Origin of the sequence: Rothia endophytica (genome assembly GCF_039543885.1) — a bacterium.
Lineage (GTDB): Bacteria > Actinomycetota > Actinomycetes > Actinomycetales > Micrococcaceae > Rothia > Rothia endophytica.
Genome location: NZ_BAABKP010000001.1, coordinates 538,508 through 553,872, shown reverse-complemented (window position 1 = coordinate 553,872; position 15,365 = coordinate 538,508). Strand labels below are relative to the sequence as shown.

Genomic DNA, 15,365 nt, shown 5'->3' with positions numbered 1-15,365 from the left:
TTACTTACCAGCCTTTCCGACCTTGCGACGGATCTGCTCGCCTTCGTAGCGAACACCCTTACCCTTGTAGGGATCGGGCTTGCGCAGACCGCGAATGTTAGCTGCAACCTGGCCAACCTGCTGCTTGCTGATACCGGTAACGGTCAGCTTGTTGTTGCCCTCAACAGCGAAGGTGATACCCTCGGGTGCCTTGACGTTGATGGGGTGTGAGTAGCCGAGTGCGAACTCGAGATCTGAGCCCTTCGCCATTACACGGTAACCGGTACCGACGATTTCGAGTTTCTTCGAGTAACCTTCGGTAACACCTACGATCATGTTCTGGATCAGGGTTCGGGTCAGGCCGTGCAGTGAGCGTGAAGCACGCTCATCGTTCGGGCGGGAAACGGTGAGAACACCGTCTTCAAGTGCAACGGTGATGGGAGCAGCAACCTCGTGGGTCAGCTCGCCCTTTGCACCCTTAACAGCAACAAGGTTGCCATCAATCTTTACCTCAACGCCGGCAGGAACCGAGATGGGGAGACGTCCAATACGTGACATTCTTCTTCCTTTCTCTTCTTACCGACTACCAGATGTAAGCGACGACTTCGCCGCCCACACCCTTCTTCGAAGCCTGCTTGTCAGTGAGCAGACCTGAAGAGGTGGACAGAATTGCGATACCGAGGCCACCGTGTACCTGAGGCAGGTTGGTGGACTTTGCGTATACACGCAGACCCGGCTTGGAAATACGACGAACACCTACGATGGAGCGTTCGCGTGAGGGGCCGAACTTCAGTTCGAGGATGAGGGTCTTACCGACCTTTGCTTCCTCTTCCTTGAAATCAGCGATGTAGCCTTCAGCCTTGAGGATCTCGGCGATGCGAGCCTTGAGCTTTGAGTAAGGCATTGACACGGTGTCGTGATGAGCTGAGTTTGCGTTACGCAAACGGGTCAGCATATCTGCGACAGGATCTGTCATAGTCATGGTGGGCTGAGCCCTTCCTCGTTATGGTTTCCTCACCCTGTATAGGGTGCGGACCTACAACGTAGTCGTTACTTAGTCTTGAAGGGGAAACCGAGTGCCTTTAGCAGCGCACGGCCTTCTTCGTCGGTCTTTGCGGTGGTAACCACGGTGATGTCCATACCGCGAACACGGTCGATGGAATCCTGGTCGATTTCGTGGAACATTGACTGTTCGGTGAGACCAAAGGTGTAGTTACCGTTGCCGTCGAACTGGCGATCCGAGAGGCCGCGGAAGTCGCGGATACGAGGAAGTGCCAGGGTGACCAGGCGGTCGAGGAATTCCCACATGCGATCGCCACGGAGGGTGACGTGTGCACCGATGGGCATACCTTCGCGCAGCTTGAACTGTGCGATGGACTTCTTCGCGCGGGTAACCAGCGGCTTCTGACCGGTGATTGCGGTGAGGTCGCGAATAGCACCATCCATGAGCTTCGCGTCCTTGGCAGCTTCACCGACACCCATGTTCACGACGACCTTAACGATCTTCGGGGCCTGCATGGTGTTGGAGTAGTTGAACTCCTCCTGCAGTGCCGGGGTGACTACGTCGTTGAACTTAGTCTTAAAACGAGGGGTAATCTTTGCTTCGGTCATTAGATGTCCTTACCCGAGCTCTTGGCGACGCGCACGCGGTTGGTGCGGGTCTTGCCATTGCGCTCTACGGTCTCGAGGCGGTAACCAACGCGGGTCGGCTTCTTGGTCTCGGCATCAACAATCGCAACGTTCGATACGTGGATTGAAGCTTCAACCTTTTCAATGCCGCCGGCTTCGCCGGTCATGGGGTTAGCCTTGTTGTGTTTGGTGACGATCTTTACGCCTTCAACCAGCACACGCTCGGTCTTAGGGAATACCTTAAGAACCTTGCCCTGCTTACCCTTATCTGCACCTGAAATGACCTGTACTAGGTCGCCAGACTTGATCTTAGCCATGAGTTAGAGCACCTCCGGAGCAAGTGAAATGATCTTCATGAACTTCTTGTCGCGCAGTTCGCGGCCAACAGGTCCGAAGATACGGGTGCCACGGGGGTCACCATCGGTGTTCTTGAGAATTACTGCTGAATTCTCATCGAACTTGATGTAGGAGCCGTCTGCACGACGAACTTCCTTCTTGGTGCGAACGACAACTGCCTTTACGACGTCGCCCTTCTTTACGGTACCGCCGGGGATAGCATCCTTAACGGTTGCGACGATGATGTCGCCAATGCCTGCGTAACGACGCTTTGAGCCGCCGAGAACACGGATGGTCAGGATTTCCTTCGCACCGGTGTTGTCAGCAACCTTGAGTCGTGACTCCTGCTGAATCATATTTCTCCTGTCGTCTCGCCGGTTCCGACACACGTATCTTGTGAGCCAGCCTTGCGGAACATTTGTACGGGATGTTGACGCGCCGGTCTCTTAACCTAAAATTCAGGGGAAGAGTTGGCGGACACGCCTGGGATCTGGTCATGCCCCGAACATTTGGACCCGCCTTATGAGCGGGCGAACCCCGCTGAAAAGCGGCATTATGTTGTGGCACGAAAAAATCCGTGGTCGTGCAGGTGCTTGTGTACCCACACAGAACTTCAACTTTAGCACAGCATTTTTAGGCTGAACAGGGGGTCAGAGAGCAAAGAAGAGCGTGATTTACGCTGTACTCCCCCATCACATTGCACATCACATAACTCAGCAGCACACGCAGATGGCCCCCACCTACTTTTGTAGGTGGGGGCCATCTCAACTCTTACAGAGTGAGAACTCGTACGCCTAAGATTTACTTAGCCTTCTCGATGATCTCTACAACGCGCCAGTGCTTTGAAGCAGATAGCGGGCGAGTCTCTGCCAGAAGAACGAGGTCACCGATACCAGCAGTGTTCTGCTCGTCGTGTGCCTTGATCTTCGAGCTACGGCGCATAACCTTGCCGTACAGTGCGTGCTTCACGCGATCCTCAACCTCAACGACTACAGTCTTGTCCATTTTGTCGGACACAACGTAGCCGCGGCGAGTCTTGCGGTAGCCGCGCTCTTCAGTCTTTACTTCACTCATGTGATTTAACCTTCGGTTGCGGGACGAATACCGAGCTCGCGTTCGCGAAGCACAGTGTAGATACGTGCGATGTCACGCTTGACCGAACGGATTCGACCGGGGTTTTCAAGCTGACCGGTGGCTGCCTGGAAACGGAGGTTGAACAGTTCCTCCTTCGACTCACGCAGCTTCTCTACCAGATTCTCGTCGGAGAGCTCTGCGAGGTTGTCGATGCTCAGATCCTTTGATCCAACTGCCATTTCTTATTCACCACCTTCGCGACGCACAACACGTGCCTTCATCGGGAGCTTGTGGATTGCGAGGCGCATAGCTTCGCGAGCCACTTCTTCGGATACGCCGGAGAGTTCAAACATGACTCGACCGGGCTTGACGTTTGCGACCCACCATTCGGGTGAACCCTTACCGGAACCCATACGGGTTTCGGCAGGCTTCTTGGTCAGGGGGCGGTCGGGATAAATGTTGATCCAAACCTTACCGCCACGCTTAATGTGGCGGGTCATCGCGATACGTGCAGCTTCAATCTGACGGTTGGTAACGTATGCGGGAGTGAGAGCCTGGATGCCCCACTCACCGAAGGTTACCTCGGTGCCACCCTTTGCCATACCTGAACGCTTGGGGTGATGCTGCTTGCGGTACTTTACTCGACGGGGAATTAGCATTTATGCCTCACCGTTTTCTGCAGTCTTTGCTTCAGCAGGAGCTGAAGCATTGTCGGAACGACGTTCGCGGCGAGGACCACGGTTACCGGTAGGACGACGACGGTCGCCACCGCGGGCGTTGCCGCGACGGTTACCTGCAGCCTGCTGTGCAGCAAGCTCGTTGTCGGTGAGGTCACCCTTGTAGATCCAAACCTTGACGCCGATGCGGCCGAAGGTAGTCTTAGCCTCGAAGAAGCCGTAGTCGATGTTTGCGCGCAGGGTGTGCAGGGGCACACGGCCTTCGCGGTAGAACTCGCTACGTGACATTTCAGCGCCACCCAGACGGCCGGAGCACTGGATACGGATACCCTTAGCACCTGCACGCTGTGCGGACTGGATTGCCTTCTTCATTGCGCGGCGGAAAGCTACGCGTGAAGCGAGCTGCTCTGCGACGCCCTGAGCAACAAGCTGAGCTGACAGATCGGGGTTTGCAACCTCGAGGATGTTCAGCTGGATCTGCTTGTTGGTGAGCTTCTCAAGCTCGCCACGGATACGGTCAGCTTCAGCGCCGCGGCGGCCGATAACGATACCGGGACGTGCGGTGTGGATGTCCACACGAACACGATCACGGGTACGCTCGATTTCGACCTTAGCGATGCCTGCGCGTTCCATACCCTTAGACAGGAGTTCACGAATCTTTACATCTTCACGAACGAAGTCTGCGTAGCGCTCGCCCTCCTTGGTGGAGTCAGCGAACCACTTGGAGACGTGGTTGGTGGTGATGCCAAGTCGGAAACCGTTGGGGTTGATTTTCTGACCCATTTAGCGGCCCTCCTCCTCTGACGGGGTTGCAACGACCACAGTGATGTGGCTGGTGCGCTTGTTGATGCGGAACGCGCGACCCTGTGCACGAGGCTGAAAACGCTTCATGGTGGGGCCTTCGTTCGCGTATGCTTCGCTGATGAACAGCTCTTCTTCCTTGAAGGGCAGACCCTGCTGGGCTGCCTTCTGGCGAGCGTTTGCAACAGCTGATGCAACGATCTTGTATACCGGTTCTGAAGCACCCTGGGGGGCGAACTTCAAAATCGCCAGAGCCTCTTCCGCCTGCTTACCACGGATAAGGTTGATGACGCGGCGTGCCTTCATAGGCGTAACGCGTACGTAAGACGCAGTTGCCTTGGCTTCCATTGCCTATCTCTCTTTCGTCTATTGCCGAAAGGAAAACGTTTCTAAAAACGGTGTGAACCGTTTCTAGCGACGCTTGCCCTTACGGTCGTCCTTAACGTGGCCACGGAATGTACGGGTGGGTGCAAACTCGCCGAGTTTGTGCCCAACCATGGACTCAGTGATGAACACGGGTACGTGCTTGCGTCCGTCGTGCACTGCGATGGTGTGTCCGAGCATGTCGGGGATAATCATCGAGCGACGGGACCAAGTCTTGATTACGTTCTTGGTGCCCTTTTCGTTCTGAGCTGCAACCTTTACAAAAAGGTGCTGATCGACGAAAGGACCCTTCTTCAAACTACGAGGCATGGTTCAGGCTCCTTAGCGCTTCTTGCCAGTACGACGGCGACGAACAATGAGCTTGTCGCTTTCCTTGTTGGGGCGACGAGTGCGTCCCTCAGGCTTACCATTGGGGTTAACCGGGTGACGGCCACCGGAGGTCTTGCCTTCACCACCACCGTGGGGGTGGTCAACGGGGTTCATGACAACACCACGAACGGTCGGGCGGATGCCCTTCCAGCGGTTGCGGCCAGCCTTACCCCAGTTGATGTTTGACTGCTCGGCGTTGCCAACCGAACCAACGGTTGCGCGGCAGCGAACATCAACGTTGCGGATTTCACCGGAGGGCAGACGCAGCTGGGCGTACTTGCCTTCCTTAGCGACCAGCTGGATGGATGCGCCAGCTGAGCGGCCCATCTTAGCGCCGCCACCGGGGCGGAGCTCTACAGCGTGAATCACGGTACCAACGGGGATGTTGCGCAGGGGCAGGTTGTTACCGGGCTTGATATCAGCCGAGGGACCTGACTCTACGACGTCGCCCTGTGCCAACTTGTTGGGGGCGATGATGTAACGCTTGGTGCCATCGAAGTAGTGCAGAAGAGCAATACGGGCAGTACGGTTGGGATCGTACTCGATGTGTGCAACGCGTGCGTTGACGCCGTCCTTGTCGTGACGACGGAAGTCAATCAGACGGTACTGGCGCTTGTGGCCACCACCCTTGTGGCGGGTGGTGATGCGACCGGTGTTGTTACGGCCACCCTTTTTGGGGAGCGGACGAACCAGGGACTTTTCCGGGGTTGAGCGAGTGATTTCTGCGAAATCTGATACGCTCGAACCGCGGCGACCCGGGGTCGTCGGCTTGTGCTTACGAATACCCATTTAGATATTTCTTTCCTTCGCTAAAGTGGTCTCCGGCTGCTTATGCTGCCGGACCGCCGAAGAGGTCGATTGAACCTTCCTTGAGGGTTACAATCGCACGCTTGGTGTCTTTACGAGCACCCCAACCGAAACGGGTGCGCGTACGCTTGCCCTGACGGTTAGCGGTGTTGATGGAAGCAACCTTGACATCGAAAATGCTTTCGATGGCCTGCTTGATTTCCAGCTTGTTTGAGCGGGGGTCTACGAGGAAGGTGTACTTACCTTCATCGAGCTGACCGTAGCTCTTTTCCGAAACGACGGGAGCAATGATCACGTCGCGGGGGTCTTTGAAGTTGGAGACAGTCATTAGTTAGCAGCCTCTTTCTTTGCCTTAGATGCAACAGCGACGAATACGTCGAATGCGTCCTTGGTGAAGATTACGTCATCTGAGATCAGAACATCGTAGGTGTTCAGCTGATCTGCGTAGAGGACGTGAACGTTCTCAAGGTTGCGTGCTGACAGCGCTGAAACGTCGTCCTTGCGGTCGATAACAATCAGAGCGTTCTTGCGGCTGGTGATCTCTGCAATTGCTGCCAGTGCTGCCTTGGTGGAGGGCTTGGTGCCATCAACTAGGGTTTCGACAACGTGGATGCGGTCGTGACGAGCGCGATCCGAGAGAGCGCCGCGCAGTGCAGCTGCAATCATCTTCTTGGGGGTACGCTGTGCGTAGTTACGCGGGGTCGGGCCGTGTACAACGCCGCCACCGGTCATGTGCGGTGCGCGGATTGAGCCCTGACGTGCGCGGCCAGTGCCCTTCTGCTTGAAGGGCTTACGACCTGCACCGGAAACTTCGCCGCGGTTTTTGGTCTTGTGGGTACCCTGACGTGCTGCAGCGAGCTGAGCTACGACAACCTGGTGAAGGAGGGGTACTGATGCCTGCGCGTCAAAAATATCTGCGGGCAGGTCTACCTTTACGGTCTTGACAGCCATGATGTATTAGGCTCCCTTCACAGCGGTGCGAACCAGAACAACGCCGCCCTTAGGACCGGGGATAGCACCCTTGATCAGAAGAACGTTGTTTTCTGCGTCGACACCCTGAATGGTCAGGTTCATGGTGGTGTGGCGTGCAGCGCCCATACGGCCTGCCATGCGCATACCCTTGAACACGCGTGCGGGGTAGGATGCGCCACCGATTGAACCGGGCTTACGGTGGTTCTTGTGGGCACCGTGTGATGCACCGACACCTGAGAAGCCGTGACGCTTCATTACACCGGCAAAGCCTTTACCCTTGGTCTTGCCAACTACGTCAACCTTCTGGCCAGCTTCGAAGAGCTCAACGGTCAGTTCCTGACCGAGTGAGTATTCAGCTGCGTCTGAGGTGCGGAGTTCAACGAGGTGACGGCGAGGAGTTACGCCTGCCTTCTCGAAGTGGCCTGCCAGAGGCTTGGTTACCTTGCGAGCTTCGATGGAACCGAAACCGATCTGGATAGCTTCGTAGCCATCGGTTTCAGCGTTGCGGAGCTGGGTAACAACGTTCGAATCGGCCTTGACGACAGTAACGGGCACGAACTTGCCGTTTTCATCCCAAATCTGGGTCATACCAAGCTTGGTGCCTAGCAGGCCCTTAACCTGGCGCTCGATCTTGTTAGTCATTTAGATGCGATCCTCTACAGCTTGATTTCGATGTTTACGTCTGCCGGAAGGTCTAGACGCATGAGGGCATCAACAGCCTTAGGGGTCGGATCAACAACGTCGATCAGACGCTTGTGCGTGCGCATTTCAAAGTGCTCGCGGCTGTCCTTGTACTTGTGAGGTGAACGGATAACAACGTATACGTTCTTTTCGGTGGGCAGCGGCACCGGGCCAACTACCGTCGCACCTGCACGAGTTACTGTCTCAACGATTTTCCGTGCTGATGAATCAATGACCTCGTGGTCATATGACTTCAGACGGATGCGGATTTTCTGTCCCGCCATCTGTCGGACTCTCTTTCTGTCTACTTCCCTGTAACGGAGCGGTTGCTCCTTTATGTGATGCTTTAGGTTAAGAAACTCATAGCTTCTCTTGCATCACCTCGAACAGACTGAATCCGGTAAAACCGGGTTCCTCACCCTGCTGAGGCACCGACCCCCGAACTCGGGCGTGTCGCGTACTTTGTGATGAATTTGCGCTTCACAGCCCTTGAACTGATCGATTGGGTCATATTTGGGCTTACTCTAGAATCCAGAATCTTGAACGATTCATAGCCTGCTTAAAGCGGTAAGCGCTTGAACAACGTCTTCTATTCTACAGGCTCAGGTATCACTTGCAACCCCCAGAATTGATTAGTGCTAGCTCTCACATGAGCCCCTCGGTGAGCTCTGAACAGTACCCCCGCTCTTAACATACGGGAAGGCGTCAAAGGATCTTAGTCTGACTGGTCTAGCATGAAAAATATGAGCCTGCCATCTCCCCCACCTCAATACCCATCAAACCCGTGGGATCCGCCTGCTTCAGTGCTGGCTACCAGAGTAAATCCGCCGGTATCGCTTCACCCGCCGCGACAGGACCGGCGAGCCTTGGAAAATATCTTCCTAAATCTCGGCCTTTACCTGGGTAGCCTTCTCATTATCAGCGCTTCCTCCCTTTTAGTGAGCTCAGTAGCAACGGCTCCTATGCAGGGTGTTCTTCTATGCGCACTCACCTTACTCGTCTACGTCGCGGGTTTGGTCAGCTACCGGTGGATTCCAAAACTACGCCTGGCGTCCTACTCTTTTACGGCGACGGGGTTGGCACTCATTCCCCTGTGCGGTCTTGCCGTTTATCACCTGATGTGGCCCCTTTCCGGGGCTTTACTCTGGCTACTGGTATCACTGATAGGCACCGCAGCCGTCTTGGGAGCCCTGGCTCTCATGAAAGCACGGGTCATGATTTACCTGGCAGTTGCCTTCATAGTCTCCGATGTACTTGCTGTCTCTAAGACAATGCAGGTGGGGCTGATCTGGTACTTTGTGTCTCTTTTGCTGCTCGCAACAGCTCTGGCCCTTATACAACGATTCGCATCAGCACAGTTACCTGTGCAGCTTACTCGCGGAATCAACGATTCTGCCCGCGTCTTTGTCCCGGTCACCATGTTTGCTTCGATGATGATAGGAACACGGTTGCATTTTTGGGAAACGGCACTCATCTTTGTGCTCGGTACCCTCTACACGGTTACTTTTGTTGCTCTGGATCGAAGTTTTTACTTCTATGTGCAGGCCCGCGTCTATTCGCTGCTGGCTACTCTTTACTTCACGCTCTGGCTTTGTGAGTACTTGAATAACTATGTATATGTTCTGCTCCCAACTGCGATTCTGTCGCTGATATCTTGTTTTATCTTAGGCTTGGTCAATTTGCCGGCTCTACCTTGGGCGCCTTCTAAAGATCTTATGGCGACCTGGTGTCTAGCCCAGCCTCCCGTGATTTTCTCTGTTGCAGCGATAATGGTGGATGCTCACGCGGAACCCGCCTTATTCGGCAGCTCTTCCGGCGGTGTGGGAGCCACTCTGGTTCTTTCTCTGCTGGTCACCCTTAATGTGGCAGCCTTAGGGGTCGCAGTCAGAAGCCGTCTAAAAACTCATACCCCAGCTTTAGCCTTCATCGTGGGAATCCTAGGTTTTCTTGCTCTACCCACGATTCCATTAGTAGTTCTACTTCTTGGCCTAGCAGCACTGCACGTCATGCCTAAGCCCCTCAGTCACGGGGCACAGTTGCCTGGTGTTGCAGGCGGTTTAGCTCTCCCCGCTCTACTTCTACTGCTCGTGCAGATCGCAGACTCCCACAGTTATTGGGCTCTATTATTTTTAGGTCTATCCGGTGCATTTTGCTATCTCTATAGTGAGCTGGCAACCCCCAGGACGGCAGAAACTCCCTCCAACGCACGGTTGTTCTCAGCTATCATTCTGCTAGCATCGGGTGTTATTACCCCAGTACTCCTATCTATAGGTGTTGATGCTGCCTACAGGTACCGGGTCATCTCTGGAAGTATCGAGTACAGCGCTTTATCCGTCGGCATTGCTTCTTATCTTGGACTAAGTATTGCCGGGGCACTTTTGACACTTGACCGCACCTATCGGGCTCTTGATGCCAGACCGATTCATCAGAAAGCCCCAGTTTCAGGCCAGATATATACTCATTCGCCCCTGCAAACCCCCTACCTGCTCCTTACGGCTCTCTACGTTTCAGTTAGTCTCATCCTTATCACCGCGCCAGCGGTTCTAATGAGCCACCGGGACTATTTGGTGTATGCAGCGCTGTTGCTGGGTACGCTAGCAATCTTCTGGAAGGCCAGCCCCAGAACTTTCAGCCACCTAGGTATCTTGATTCGCCTTTACCTACTGTGGGCTGCTGTCCAGCTAACGATTACTAGCTCACTGTTCTCTCTCCATACCGCCCTCATCATCACCTTCTTGACGGCCCTGCTCTCTGCTTGTTCTCTTCTGCTCATCCGATTCCACCAGCTCAGTAGATCAGCCGGCACAGAACTCATCACCGGTCTTGTATTTGGCTGGATAGCTCTTCTAGCTGCGCTCCCCCTTATCCGAACAGACATCAGGGTCGCAGCCCTCCTCGGTGCTCTGCTTCTTACCGGTTTAGCCCTTCTCTGGCAGATTGCGTCACGTCGTCCGGCGGTATCTGCGTTACAGGTAGCGCTTGCCGCCGGTGCCCTCACTCTTCTGGGCTATCCTCTTCTTGCCGGCAGCTTGAGGCTTTCGGACGCGCTGAGTCTCTTGCTCCTGGGAATGCTGAGTCTTGCCGGGAGTAAAACCTGGGCTGCTCTCAGTGCCTCGACTCAACCGGCACATGTCAGTAACCCCAACCAGGAGGACTATTTGGGTCGTTGGGGATACGCCTATAACGTCACCACTGCCCGAACAGGTCTTGCCCTTACCCACGTCTATCTCTTACACCCGGTATGGGCAGAACCTCTAGCCCTCTCCTGCCTTGCCATCCTGATTCTTACTGCAGGTTGGTGGGTCCAGGTAGCTCCGCAGAAGCGCCTCTACCCACCTCTAGTGGGTATCAACCTCCTCATGTTCCGTATTCTCGTAGAGAACGAGATGCGGGAAGCTTTCCTCTATTTCTCACAGGCCCTAGTTTTCAGCTTCAGCCTGCTCCTCGTCTTCAGCATCATTAGGAGACAGAAACCCTCCCTGATTCTCTACAGTATTGCTCTTGGGATACAAGCCTTTGGTACCCTCTATTTGACGGTGGCTGGCTGGTCTCTTCCCTGGAGCGACCGGCTCATCATCGTGCTAGTCACCCTGGTGCTACTCGTCGCTACAGTACTCCTGAAACGTAAGATCCTGGTGATTCTTGTAGTGGCTATGCTGTCCTACCAGATTCTCTACATCGTCGGTGGACTCAACATCTTCTCGCTCTTCATCCTGGGCTTCGCCCTCATTGGCTTAGTTATCTGGCGTCTACTAGCCCGCGATGAAACTATACAAACACAACCCCACCTGCCCCGCCGGCCTTGTGACTCCCAGCCAACTGCGCCACCGGCTACAGGAAGCAACCCTAGCGGAACCCAACAAACATCAATCCCAGCCTGGCAGAAACCAGACCATACACCCTAAAAGGCAATAAGTCTCCTTGGCTACCCGACGCTCTAGGACCGGCTCTCTATCGGGCTAGTTAGCTTTCAGGCTGGACGGTTTCTTTTGGGTATAGCAGAGGGCCCCCGGCAATGCCGGGGGCCCTCTGCATGGGTTCGTTACCGAGGTCAAAGCCTGGTTAGAACATCAGGTAAGCAGTACTTACTTGATGATCTTGGTAACGCGACCTGAACCAACGGTGCGGCCGCCTTCGCGGATTGCGAAGCCGAGGCCCTCTTCCATAGCGATTTCCTGGATGAGCTCAACGGTCATCTCGGTGTTGTCGCCAGGCATAACCATTTCGGTGCCCTCGGGGAGGGTGATAACGCCGGTTACGTCAGTGGTACGGAAGTAGAACTGAGGACGGTAGTTCGAGTAGAAGGGGTTGTGGCGGCCGCCTTCATCCTTGGAAAGGATGTAAACGTTAGCCTCGAACTGGGTGTGGGGGGTGATGGAGCCGGGAGCTACAACAACCTGGCCACGCTCTACGTCATCGCGCTTCAGACCGCGGAGCAGAAGGCCACAGTTTTCGCCTGCCCATGCTTCGTCGAGCTGCTTGTGGAACATCTCGATACCGGTAACGGTGGTCTTCTGGATGGGACGGATACCAACGATTTCAACTTCAGAGTTGATCTTGAGGGTACCGCGCTCTGCACGGCCGGTAACAACGGTACCGCGACCGGTGATGGTGAAGACGTCCTCGATGGGCATGAGGAAGGGCTTGTCCTTATCGCGGACGGGGTCCGGGATGTACTCATCGACTGCGTCCATGAGTTCCTCAACCTTAGCAACCCACTCAGCGTCGCCTTCAAGAGCCTTGAGAGCTGAAACGCGAACTACGGGAGCTTCGTCGCCGTCGAATTCCTGTGATGAAAGAAGTTCACGAACTTCCATTTCAACGAGGTCGAGGAGTTCTTCGTCGTCAACCATGTCTGACTTGTTGAGTGCAACAAGCAGGGTGGGAACGCCAACCTGGCGAGCCAGCAGAACGTGCTCGCGGGTCTGAGCCATGGGGCCGTCGGTAGCAGCAACAACGAGGATTGCGCCGTCCATCTGAGCAGCACCGGTGATCATGTTCTTGACATAGTCAGCGTGGCCGGGAGCGTCAACGTGTGCGTAGTGACGCTTCTCGGTCTGGTACTCGATGTGAGCAATGTTGATGGTAATACCGCGCTGGCGCTCTTCGGGAGCGGAGTCGATAGCACCGAAGTCGCGCTGCTCGTTCAGATCGGGGTACTTGTCAGCAAGAACCTTTGAGATTGCAGCGGTCAGGGTGGTCTTACCGTGGTCAACGTGACCAATGGTACCAACGTTTACGTGAGGCTTGGAGCGCTCGAACTTAGCCTTAGCCAAGAGTATTCCTCCTATAGAGAAGTTATGAAAACGTGCACTCGGGTTTCACACCGGCGCAATCCGCCAAAAAGCGGTCTAGCTACCACAATAGCGGATAACGCCGGTGAGTTGAAACCCTAGAACGGTTTCACGGATATGGTTTTTTCAAAAAGAGGTGCGACTCACTTGCGGTGAGTTACGCGGGGACGAAATTACTCGCCGCGGCTCTTCTGGATGATTTCATCAGCAACGTTCTTGGGAACCTCTGAGTAGCTGTCGAACTCCATGGAGAACACAGCGCGACCCTGGGTCTTTGAACGGAGGTCACCGATGTAACCGAACATTTCTGACAGCGGAACAAGAGCGTGAACGATCTTGACACCTGCTGCGTCTTCCATTGACTGGATCTGACCGCGGCGTGAGTTGAGGTCGCCGATAACGTCGCCCATGTACTCTTCCGGGGTACGAACTTCAACAGCCATCAGCGGTTCAAGCAGAACCGGGTTAGCGCGGCGTGCGCCTTCCTTGAAGACCATTGAGCCTGCGATTTTGAACGCCATTTCTGACGAGTCAACATCGTGGTAAGCACCATCGATCAGGGTTGCCTTCACACCAACAACGGGGTAGCCAGCGAGGATACCGAGCTGCATTGCGTCCTGGATACCGGCGTCAACAGAGGGGATGTATTCACGGGGAACACGACCACCGGTGACGGCGTTGCTGAACTCGTAGAGTTCTTCTGAATCGAGGGGGATGGGCTCGAAGGAAACCTGAACCTTAGCGAACTGACCTGAACCACCGGTCTGCTTCTTGTGGGTGTAATCCACCTTATCAACAGCCTTGCGGATGGTCTCGCGGTAAGCAACCTGAGGCTTACCAACGTTAGCCTCAACCTTGAATTCACGCTTCATACGGTCAACGATGATGTCGAGGTGAAGCTCGCCCATGCCACCGATTTCGGTCTGGCCGGTTTCTTCGTTGAGTGAAACGGTGAAGGTGGGATCCTCTGCAGAAAGCTTCTGGATCGCGGTTGACATCTTTTCCTGGTCACCCTTGGTCTTGGGTTCAATTGCCACGAAGATCACGGGAGCGGGGAAAGTCATCGACTCAAGGACGATGGGGTTAGCGATATCACAGAGGGTGTCACCGGTGGTGGTGTCCTTCAGACCAATCGCTGCGTAGATGTGACCTGCCTGAATCTCATCAACCGGGTTCTCCTTGTTGGAGTGCATCTGGAAGAGCTTACCGATGCGCTCTTTCTTGCCCTTAGTTGAGTTGAGAACCTGCTGGCCTGATGAAGCCTTACCCGAGTAAACGCGGATGTAGGTTAGCTGGCCGTAGAAGGGGTGAGCTGCAACCTTGAACGCCAGAGCTGCGAAAGGCTCATCAGCTGAGGGGGTGCGGGTCAGTTCAACTTCTTCATCGTTGGGCTTGTGACCAACCATTGCGGGAACGTCAAGGGGGGTGGGCAGGTAATCCAGAACAGCGTCAAGCATAGGCTGCACACCGCGGTTCTTGAATGCTGAACCACAGAAAACGGGGTAAGCCTCGTTGTTCACGGTCAGCTTGCGTACGCCAGCCTTGATTTCCTCAATGGTGATTTCTTCACCTTCGAGGTATTTGTTCATCAGCTCGTCTGAAGTCTCTGCAACAGACTCAACGAGCTGCGAACGGTACTCTTCAGCCTTTTCCTTGAGGTCAGCAGGGATTTCCTGGATCTCGTAGGAAGCGCCCATGGTTACGTCACCCTTGGCATCGCCGGGCCATACGTAAGCCTGCATGGTGAGCAGGTCTACGACACCGATGAAGTCGTTTTCAGCGCCGATGGGCAGCTGCATCACGAGGGGGGTGGCACCAAGACGCTTGATGATGGTATCTACGGTGAAGTAGAAGTCAGCGCCCAGCTTGTCCATCTTGTTGACGAAGCAGATGCGGGGAACTTCGTACTTGTCAGCCTGACGCCAAACGGTCTCAGACTGGGGCTCAACGCCTTCCTTGCCGTCGAAGACTGCAACAGCGCCATCGAGGACGCGCAGTGAACGCTCAACCTCAACGGTGAAGTCAACGTGGCCGGGGGTGTCGATGATGTTGATCTGGTTGTCTTTCCAGAAGCAGGTGGTAGCCGCGGAGGTAATGGTGATACCGCGTTCCTGTTCCTGAGCCATCCAGTCCATGGTTGACGCACCGTCGTGGGTTTCACCGATTTTGTGATTAATACCGGTGTAGAAGAGGATGCGTTCGGTGGTGGTGGTTTTACCGGCGTCAATGTGCGCCATAATACCGATGTTGCGGACCTTGTTCAGGTCGGTAAGCACGTCTAGTGCCACTTTGTTCTCCCTTGTGAGAAACTTCGAAAGCCTGCCACCTTACACGGAGTGCAAAAGGTCGGCAGGCTGCGAAG

The 15,365-nt window shown here is 54.9% G+C and carries 19 protein-coding genes; 1 reads left to right on the top strand and 18 read right to left on the bottom strand.

Annotation, left to right across the window (positions count from 1 at the left end; genetic code table 11):
- From rplF to rpsJ, 16 genes are all read right to left on the bottom strand, one after another.
- Nucleotides 1-537: a 50S ribosomal protein L6 gene (rplF, locus tag ABD982_RS02505; RefSeq protein ID WP_345444304.1), complete on the bottom strand. Its 537-nt coding sequence runs from the start codon at nt 535-537 to the stop codon at nt 1-3.
- A 25-nt stretch (nt 538-562) separates the two neighbouring features.
- Complete coding sequence (rpsH, locus tag ABD982_RS02500; protein ID WP_251379238.1) at nt 563-961, bottom strand: 30S ribosomal protein S8; 399 nt, start codon at nt 959-961, stop codon at nt 563-565.
- A 68-nt stretch (nt 962-1,029) separates the two neighbouring features.
- Complete coding sequence (gene rplE / locus ABD982_RS02495; RefSeq protein ID WP_237202268.1) at nt 1,030-1,590, bottom strand: 50S ribosomal protein L5; 561 nt, start codon at nt 1,588-1,590, stop codon at nt 1,030-1,032.
- Complete coding sequence (gene rplX, locus ABD982_RS02490) at nt 1,590-1,925, bottom strand: 50S ribosomal protein L24 (protein WP_251379239.1); 336 nt, start codon at nt 1,923-1,925, stop codon at nt 1,590-1,592. Before rplX ends, rplE begins: the two co-directional genes overlap by 1 nt.
- A gap of 3 nt (nt 1,926-1,928) precedes the next feature.
- The gene (gene rplN / locus ABD982_RS02485) at nt 1,929-2,300 is read right to left on the bottom strand and encodes a 50S ribosomal protein L14 (RefSeq protein WP_237202270.1); all 372 of its coding nucleotides are present in this window, start codon (nt 2,298-2,300) and stop codon (nt 1,929-1,931) included.
- A 445-nt stretch (nt 2,301-2,745) separates the two neighbouring features.
- Nucleotides 2,746-3,018, bottom strand: a complete 273-nt coding sequence (gene rpsQ, locus ABD982_RS02480) for a 30S ribosomal protein S17 (protein ID WP_237202271.1) — start codon at nt 3,016-3,018, stop codon at nt 2,746-2,748.
- A gap of 5 nt (nt 3,019-3,023) precedes the next feature.
- The gene (gene rpmC, locus ABD982_RS02475; protein ID WP_272879252.1) at nt 3,024-3,257 is read right to left on the bottom strand and encodes a 50S ribosomal protein L29; all 234 of its coding nucleotides are present in this window, start codon (nt 3,255-3,257) and stop codon (nt 3,024-3,026) included.
- Nucleotides 3,258-3,260: 3 nt separating this feature from the next.
- Nucleotides 3,261-3,677, bottom strand: coding sequence for a 50S ribosomal protein L16 (gene rplP, locus ABD982_RS02470; protein WP_083090722.1), 417 nt, complete (start codon nt 3,675-3,677; stop codon nt 3,261-3,263).
- Nucleotides 3,678-4,478, bottom strand: a complete 801-nt coding sequence (rpsC, locus tag ABD982_RS02465; RefSeq protein ID WP_251379240.1) for a 30S ribosomal protein S3 — start codon at nt 4,476-4,478, stop codon at nt 3,678-3,680. It abuts the gene before it with no gap.
- Nucleotides 4,479-4,844, bottom strand: coding sequence for a 50S ribosomal protein L22 (gene rplV, locus ABD982_RS02460; RefSeq protein WP_237202273.1), 366 nt, complete (start codon nt 4,842-4,844; stop codon nt 4,479-4,481). It lies immediately after the preceding gene.
- A gap of 63 nt (nt 4,845-4,907) precedes the next feature.
- The gene (gene rpsS, locus ABD982_RS02455; protein ID WP_083090719.1) at nt 4,908-5,189 is read right to left on the bottom strand and encodes a 30S ribosomal protein S19; all 282 of its coding nucleotides are present in this window, start codon (nt 5,187-5,189) and stop codon (nt 4,908-4,910) included.
- A gap of 12 nt (nt 5,190-5,201) precedes the next feature.
- Nucleotides 5,202-6,038 (bottom strand): 50S ribosomal protein L2, encoded by an 837-nt coding sequence (gene rplB, locus ABD982_RS02450; RefSeq protein WP_237202274.1) that lies wholly within the window; start codon nt 6,036-6,038, stop codon nt 5,202-5,204.
- Nucleotides 6,039-6,078: 40 nt separating this feature from the next.
- Nucleotides 6,079-6,384 (bottom strand): 50S ribosomal protein L23, encoded by a 306-nt coding sequence (gene rplW, locus ABD982_RS02445; RefSeq protein ID WP_237202275.1) that lies wholly within the window; start codon nt 6,382-6,384, stop codon nt 6,079-6,081.
- Nucleotides 6,384-7,007 (bottom strand): 50S ribosomal protein L4, encoded by a 624-nt coding sequence (gene rplD / locus ABD982_RS02440; RefSeq protein ID WP_251379241.1) that lies wholly within the window; start codon nt 7,005-7,007, stop codon nt 6,384-6,386. The genes rplW and rplD overlap by 1 nt, the downstream gene beginning before the upstream one ends.
- 6 nt (nt 7,008-7,013) lie before the next feature.
- Entirely contained in the window at nt 7,014-7,670 is a 657-nt protein-coding gene (gene rplC, locus ABD982_RS02435; RefSeq protein ID WP_237202277.1) for a 50S ribosomal protein L3, read from the bottom strand.
- Between the two features lie 14 nt (nt 7,671-7,684).
- Nucleotides 7,685-7,993, bottom strand: coding sequence for a 30S ribosomal protein S10 (rpsJ, locus tag ABD982_RS02430; protein WP_168614567.1), 309 nt, complete (start codon nt 7,991-7,993; stop codon nt 7,685-7,687).
- Between the two features lie 582 nt (nt 7,994-8,575).
- Here rpsJ and ABD982_RS02425 point away from each other — a divergent pair.
- The gene (locus ABD982_RS02425) at nt 8,576-11,614 is read left to right on the top strand and encodes a hypothetical protein (protein WP_345444284.1); all 3,039 of its coding nucleotides are present in this window, start codon (nt 8,576-8,578) and stop codon (nt 11,612-11,614) included.
- A gap of 180 nt (nt 11,615-11,794) precedes the next feature.
- Here the strand turns inward: ABD982_RS02425 and tuf are convergent, their stop codons facing one another.
- Together tuf and fusA are read right to left on the bottom strand one after the other, a co-directional pair.
- Entirely contained in the window at nt 11,795-12,985 is a 1,191-nt protein-coding gene (tuf, locus tag ABD982_RS02420; RefSeq protein WP_208887317.1) for an elongation factor Tu, read from the bottom strand.
- Nucleotides 12,986-13,176: 191 nt separating this feature from the next.
- On the bottom strand, nt 13,177-15,291 hold the full coding sequence (fusA, locus tag ABD982_RS02415) for an elongation factor G (protein WP_251379243.1): 2,115 nt from the start codon (nt 15,289-15,291) through the stop codon (nt 13,177-13,179).
- Nucleotides 15,292-15,365: the final 74 nt, after the last annotated feature.

Bases quoted from the DNA above. Each gene is read 5' to 3' on its own strand.
- rplF (WP_345444304.1), bottom strand. From the start codon at position 537: ATGTCACGTATTGGACGTCTCCCCATCTCGGTTCCTGCCGGCGTTGAG.
- rpsH (WP_251379238.1), bottom strand. From the start codon at position 961: ATGACTATGACAGATCCTGTCGCAGATATGCTGACCCGTTTGCGTAAC.
- rplE (WP_237202268.1), bottom strand. From the start codon at position 1,590: ATGACCGAAGCAAAGATTACCCCTCGTTTTAAGACTAAGTTCAACGAC.
- rplX (WP_251379239.1), bottom strand. From the start codon at position 1,925: ATGGCTAAGATCAAGTCTGGCGACCTAGTACAGGTCATTTCAGGTGCA.
- rplN (WP_237202270.1), bottom strand. From the start codon at position 2,300: ATGATTCAGCAGGAGTCACGACTCAAGGTTGCTGACAACACCGGTGCG.
- rpsQ (WP_237202271.1), bottom strand. From the start codon at position 3,018: ATGAGTGAAGTAAAGACTGAAGAGCGCGGCTACCGCAAGACTCGCCGC.
- rpmC (WP_272879252.1), bottom strand. From the start codon at position 3,257: ATGGCAGTTGGATCAAAGGATCTGAGCATCGACAACCTCGCAGAGCTC.
- rplP (WP_083090722.1), bottom strand. From the start codon at position 3,677: ATGCTAATTCCCCGTCGAGTAAAGTACCGCAAGCAGCATCACCCCAAG.
- rpsC (WP_251379240.1), bottom strand. From the start codon at position 4,478: ATGGGTCAGAAAATCAACCCCAACGGTTTCCGACTTGGCATCACCACC.
- rplV (WP_237202273.1), bottom strand. From the start codon at position 4,844: ATGGAAGCCAAGGCAACTGCGTCTTACGTACGCGTTACGCCTATGAAG.
- rpsS (WP_083090719.1), bottom strand. From the start codon at position 5,189: ATGCCTCGTAGTTTGAAGAAGGGTCCTTTCGTCGATCAGCACCTTTTT.
- rplB (WP_237202274.1), bottom strand. From the start codon at position 6,038: ATGGGTATTCGTAAGCACAAGCCGACGACCCCGGGTCGCCGCGGTTCG.
- rplW (WP_237202275.1), bottom strand. From the start codon at position 6,384: ATGACTGTCTCCAACTTCAAAGACCCCCGCGACGTGATCATTGCTCCC.
- rplD (WP_251379241.1), bottom strand. From the start codon at position 7,007: ATGGCTGTCAAGACCGTAAAGGTAGACCTGCCCGCAGATATTTTTGAC.
- rplC (WP_237202277.1), bottom strand. From the start codon at position 7,670: ATGACTAACAAGATCGAGCGCCAGGTTAAGGGCCTGCTAGGCACCAAG.
- rpsJ (WP_168614567.1), bottom strand. From the start codon at position 7,993: ATGGCGGGACAGAAAATCCGCATCCGTCTGAAGTCATATGACCACGAG.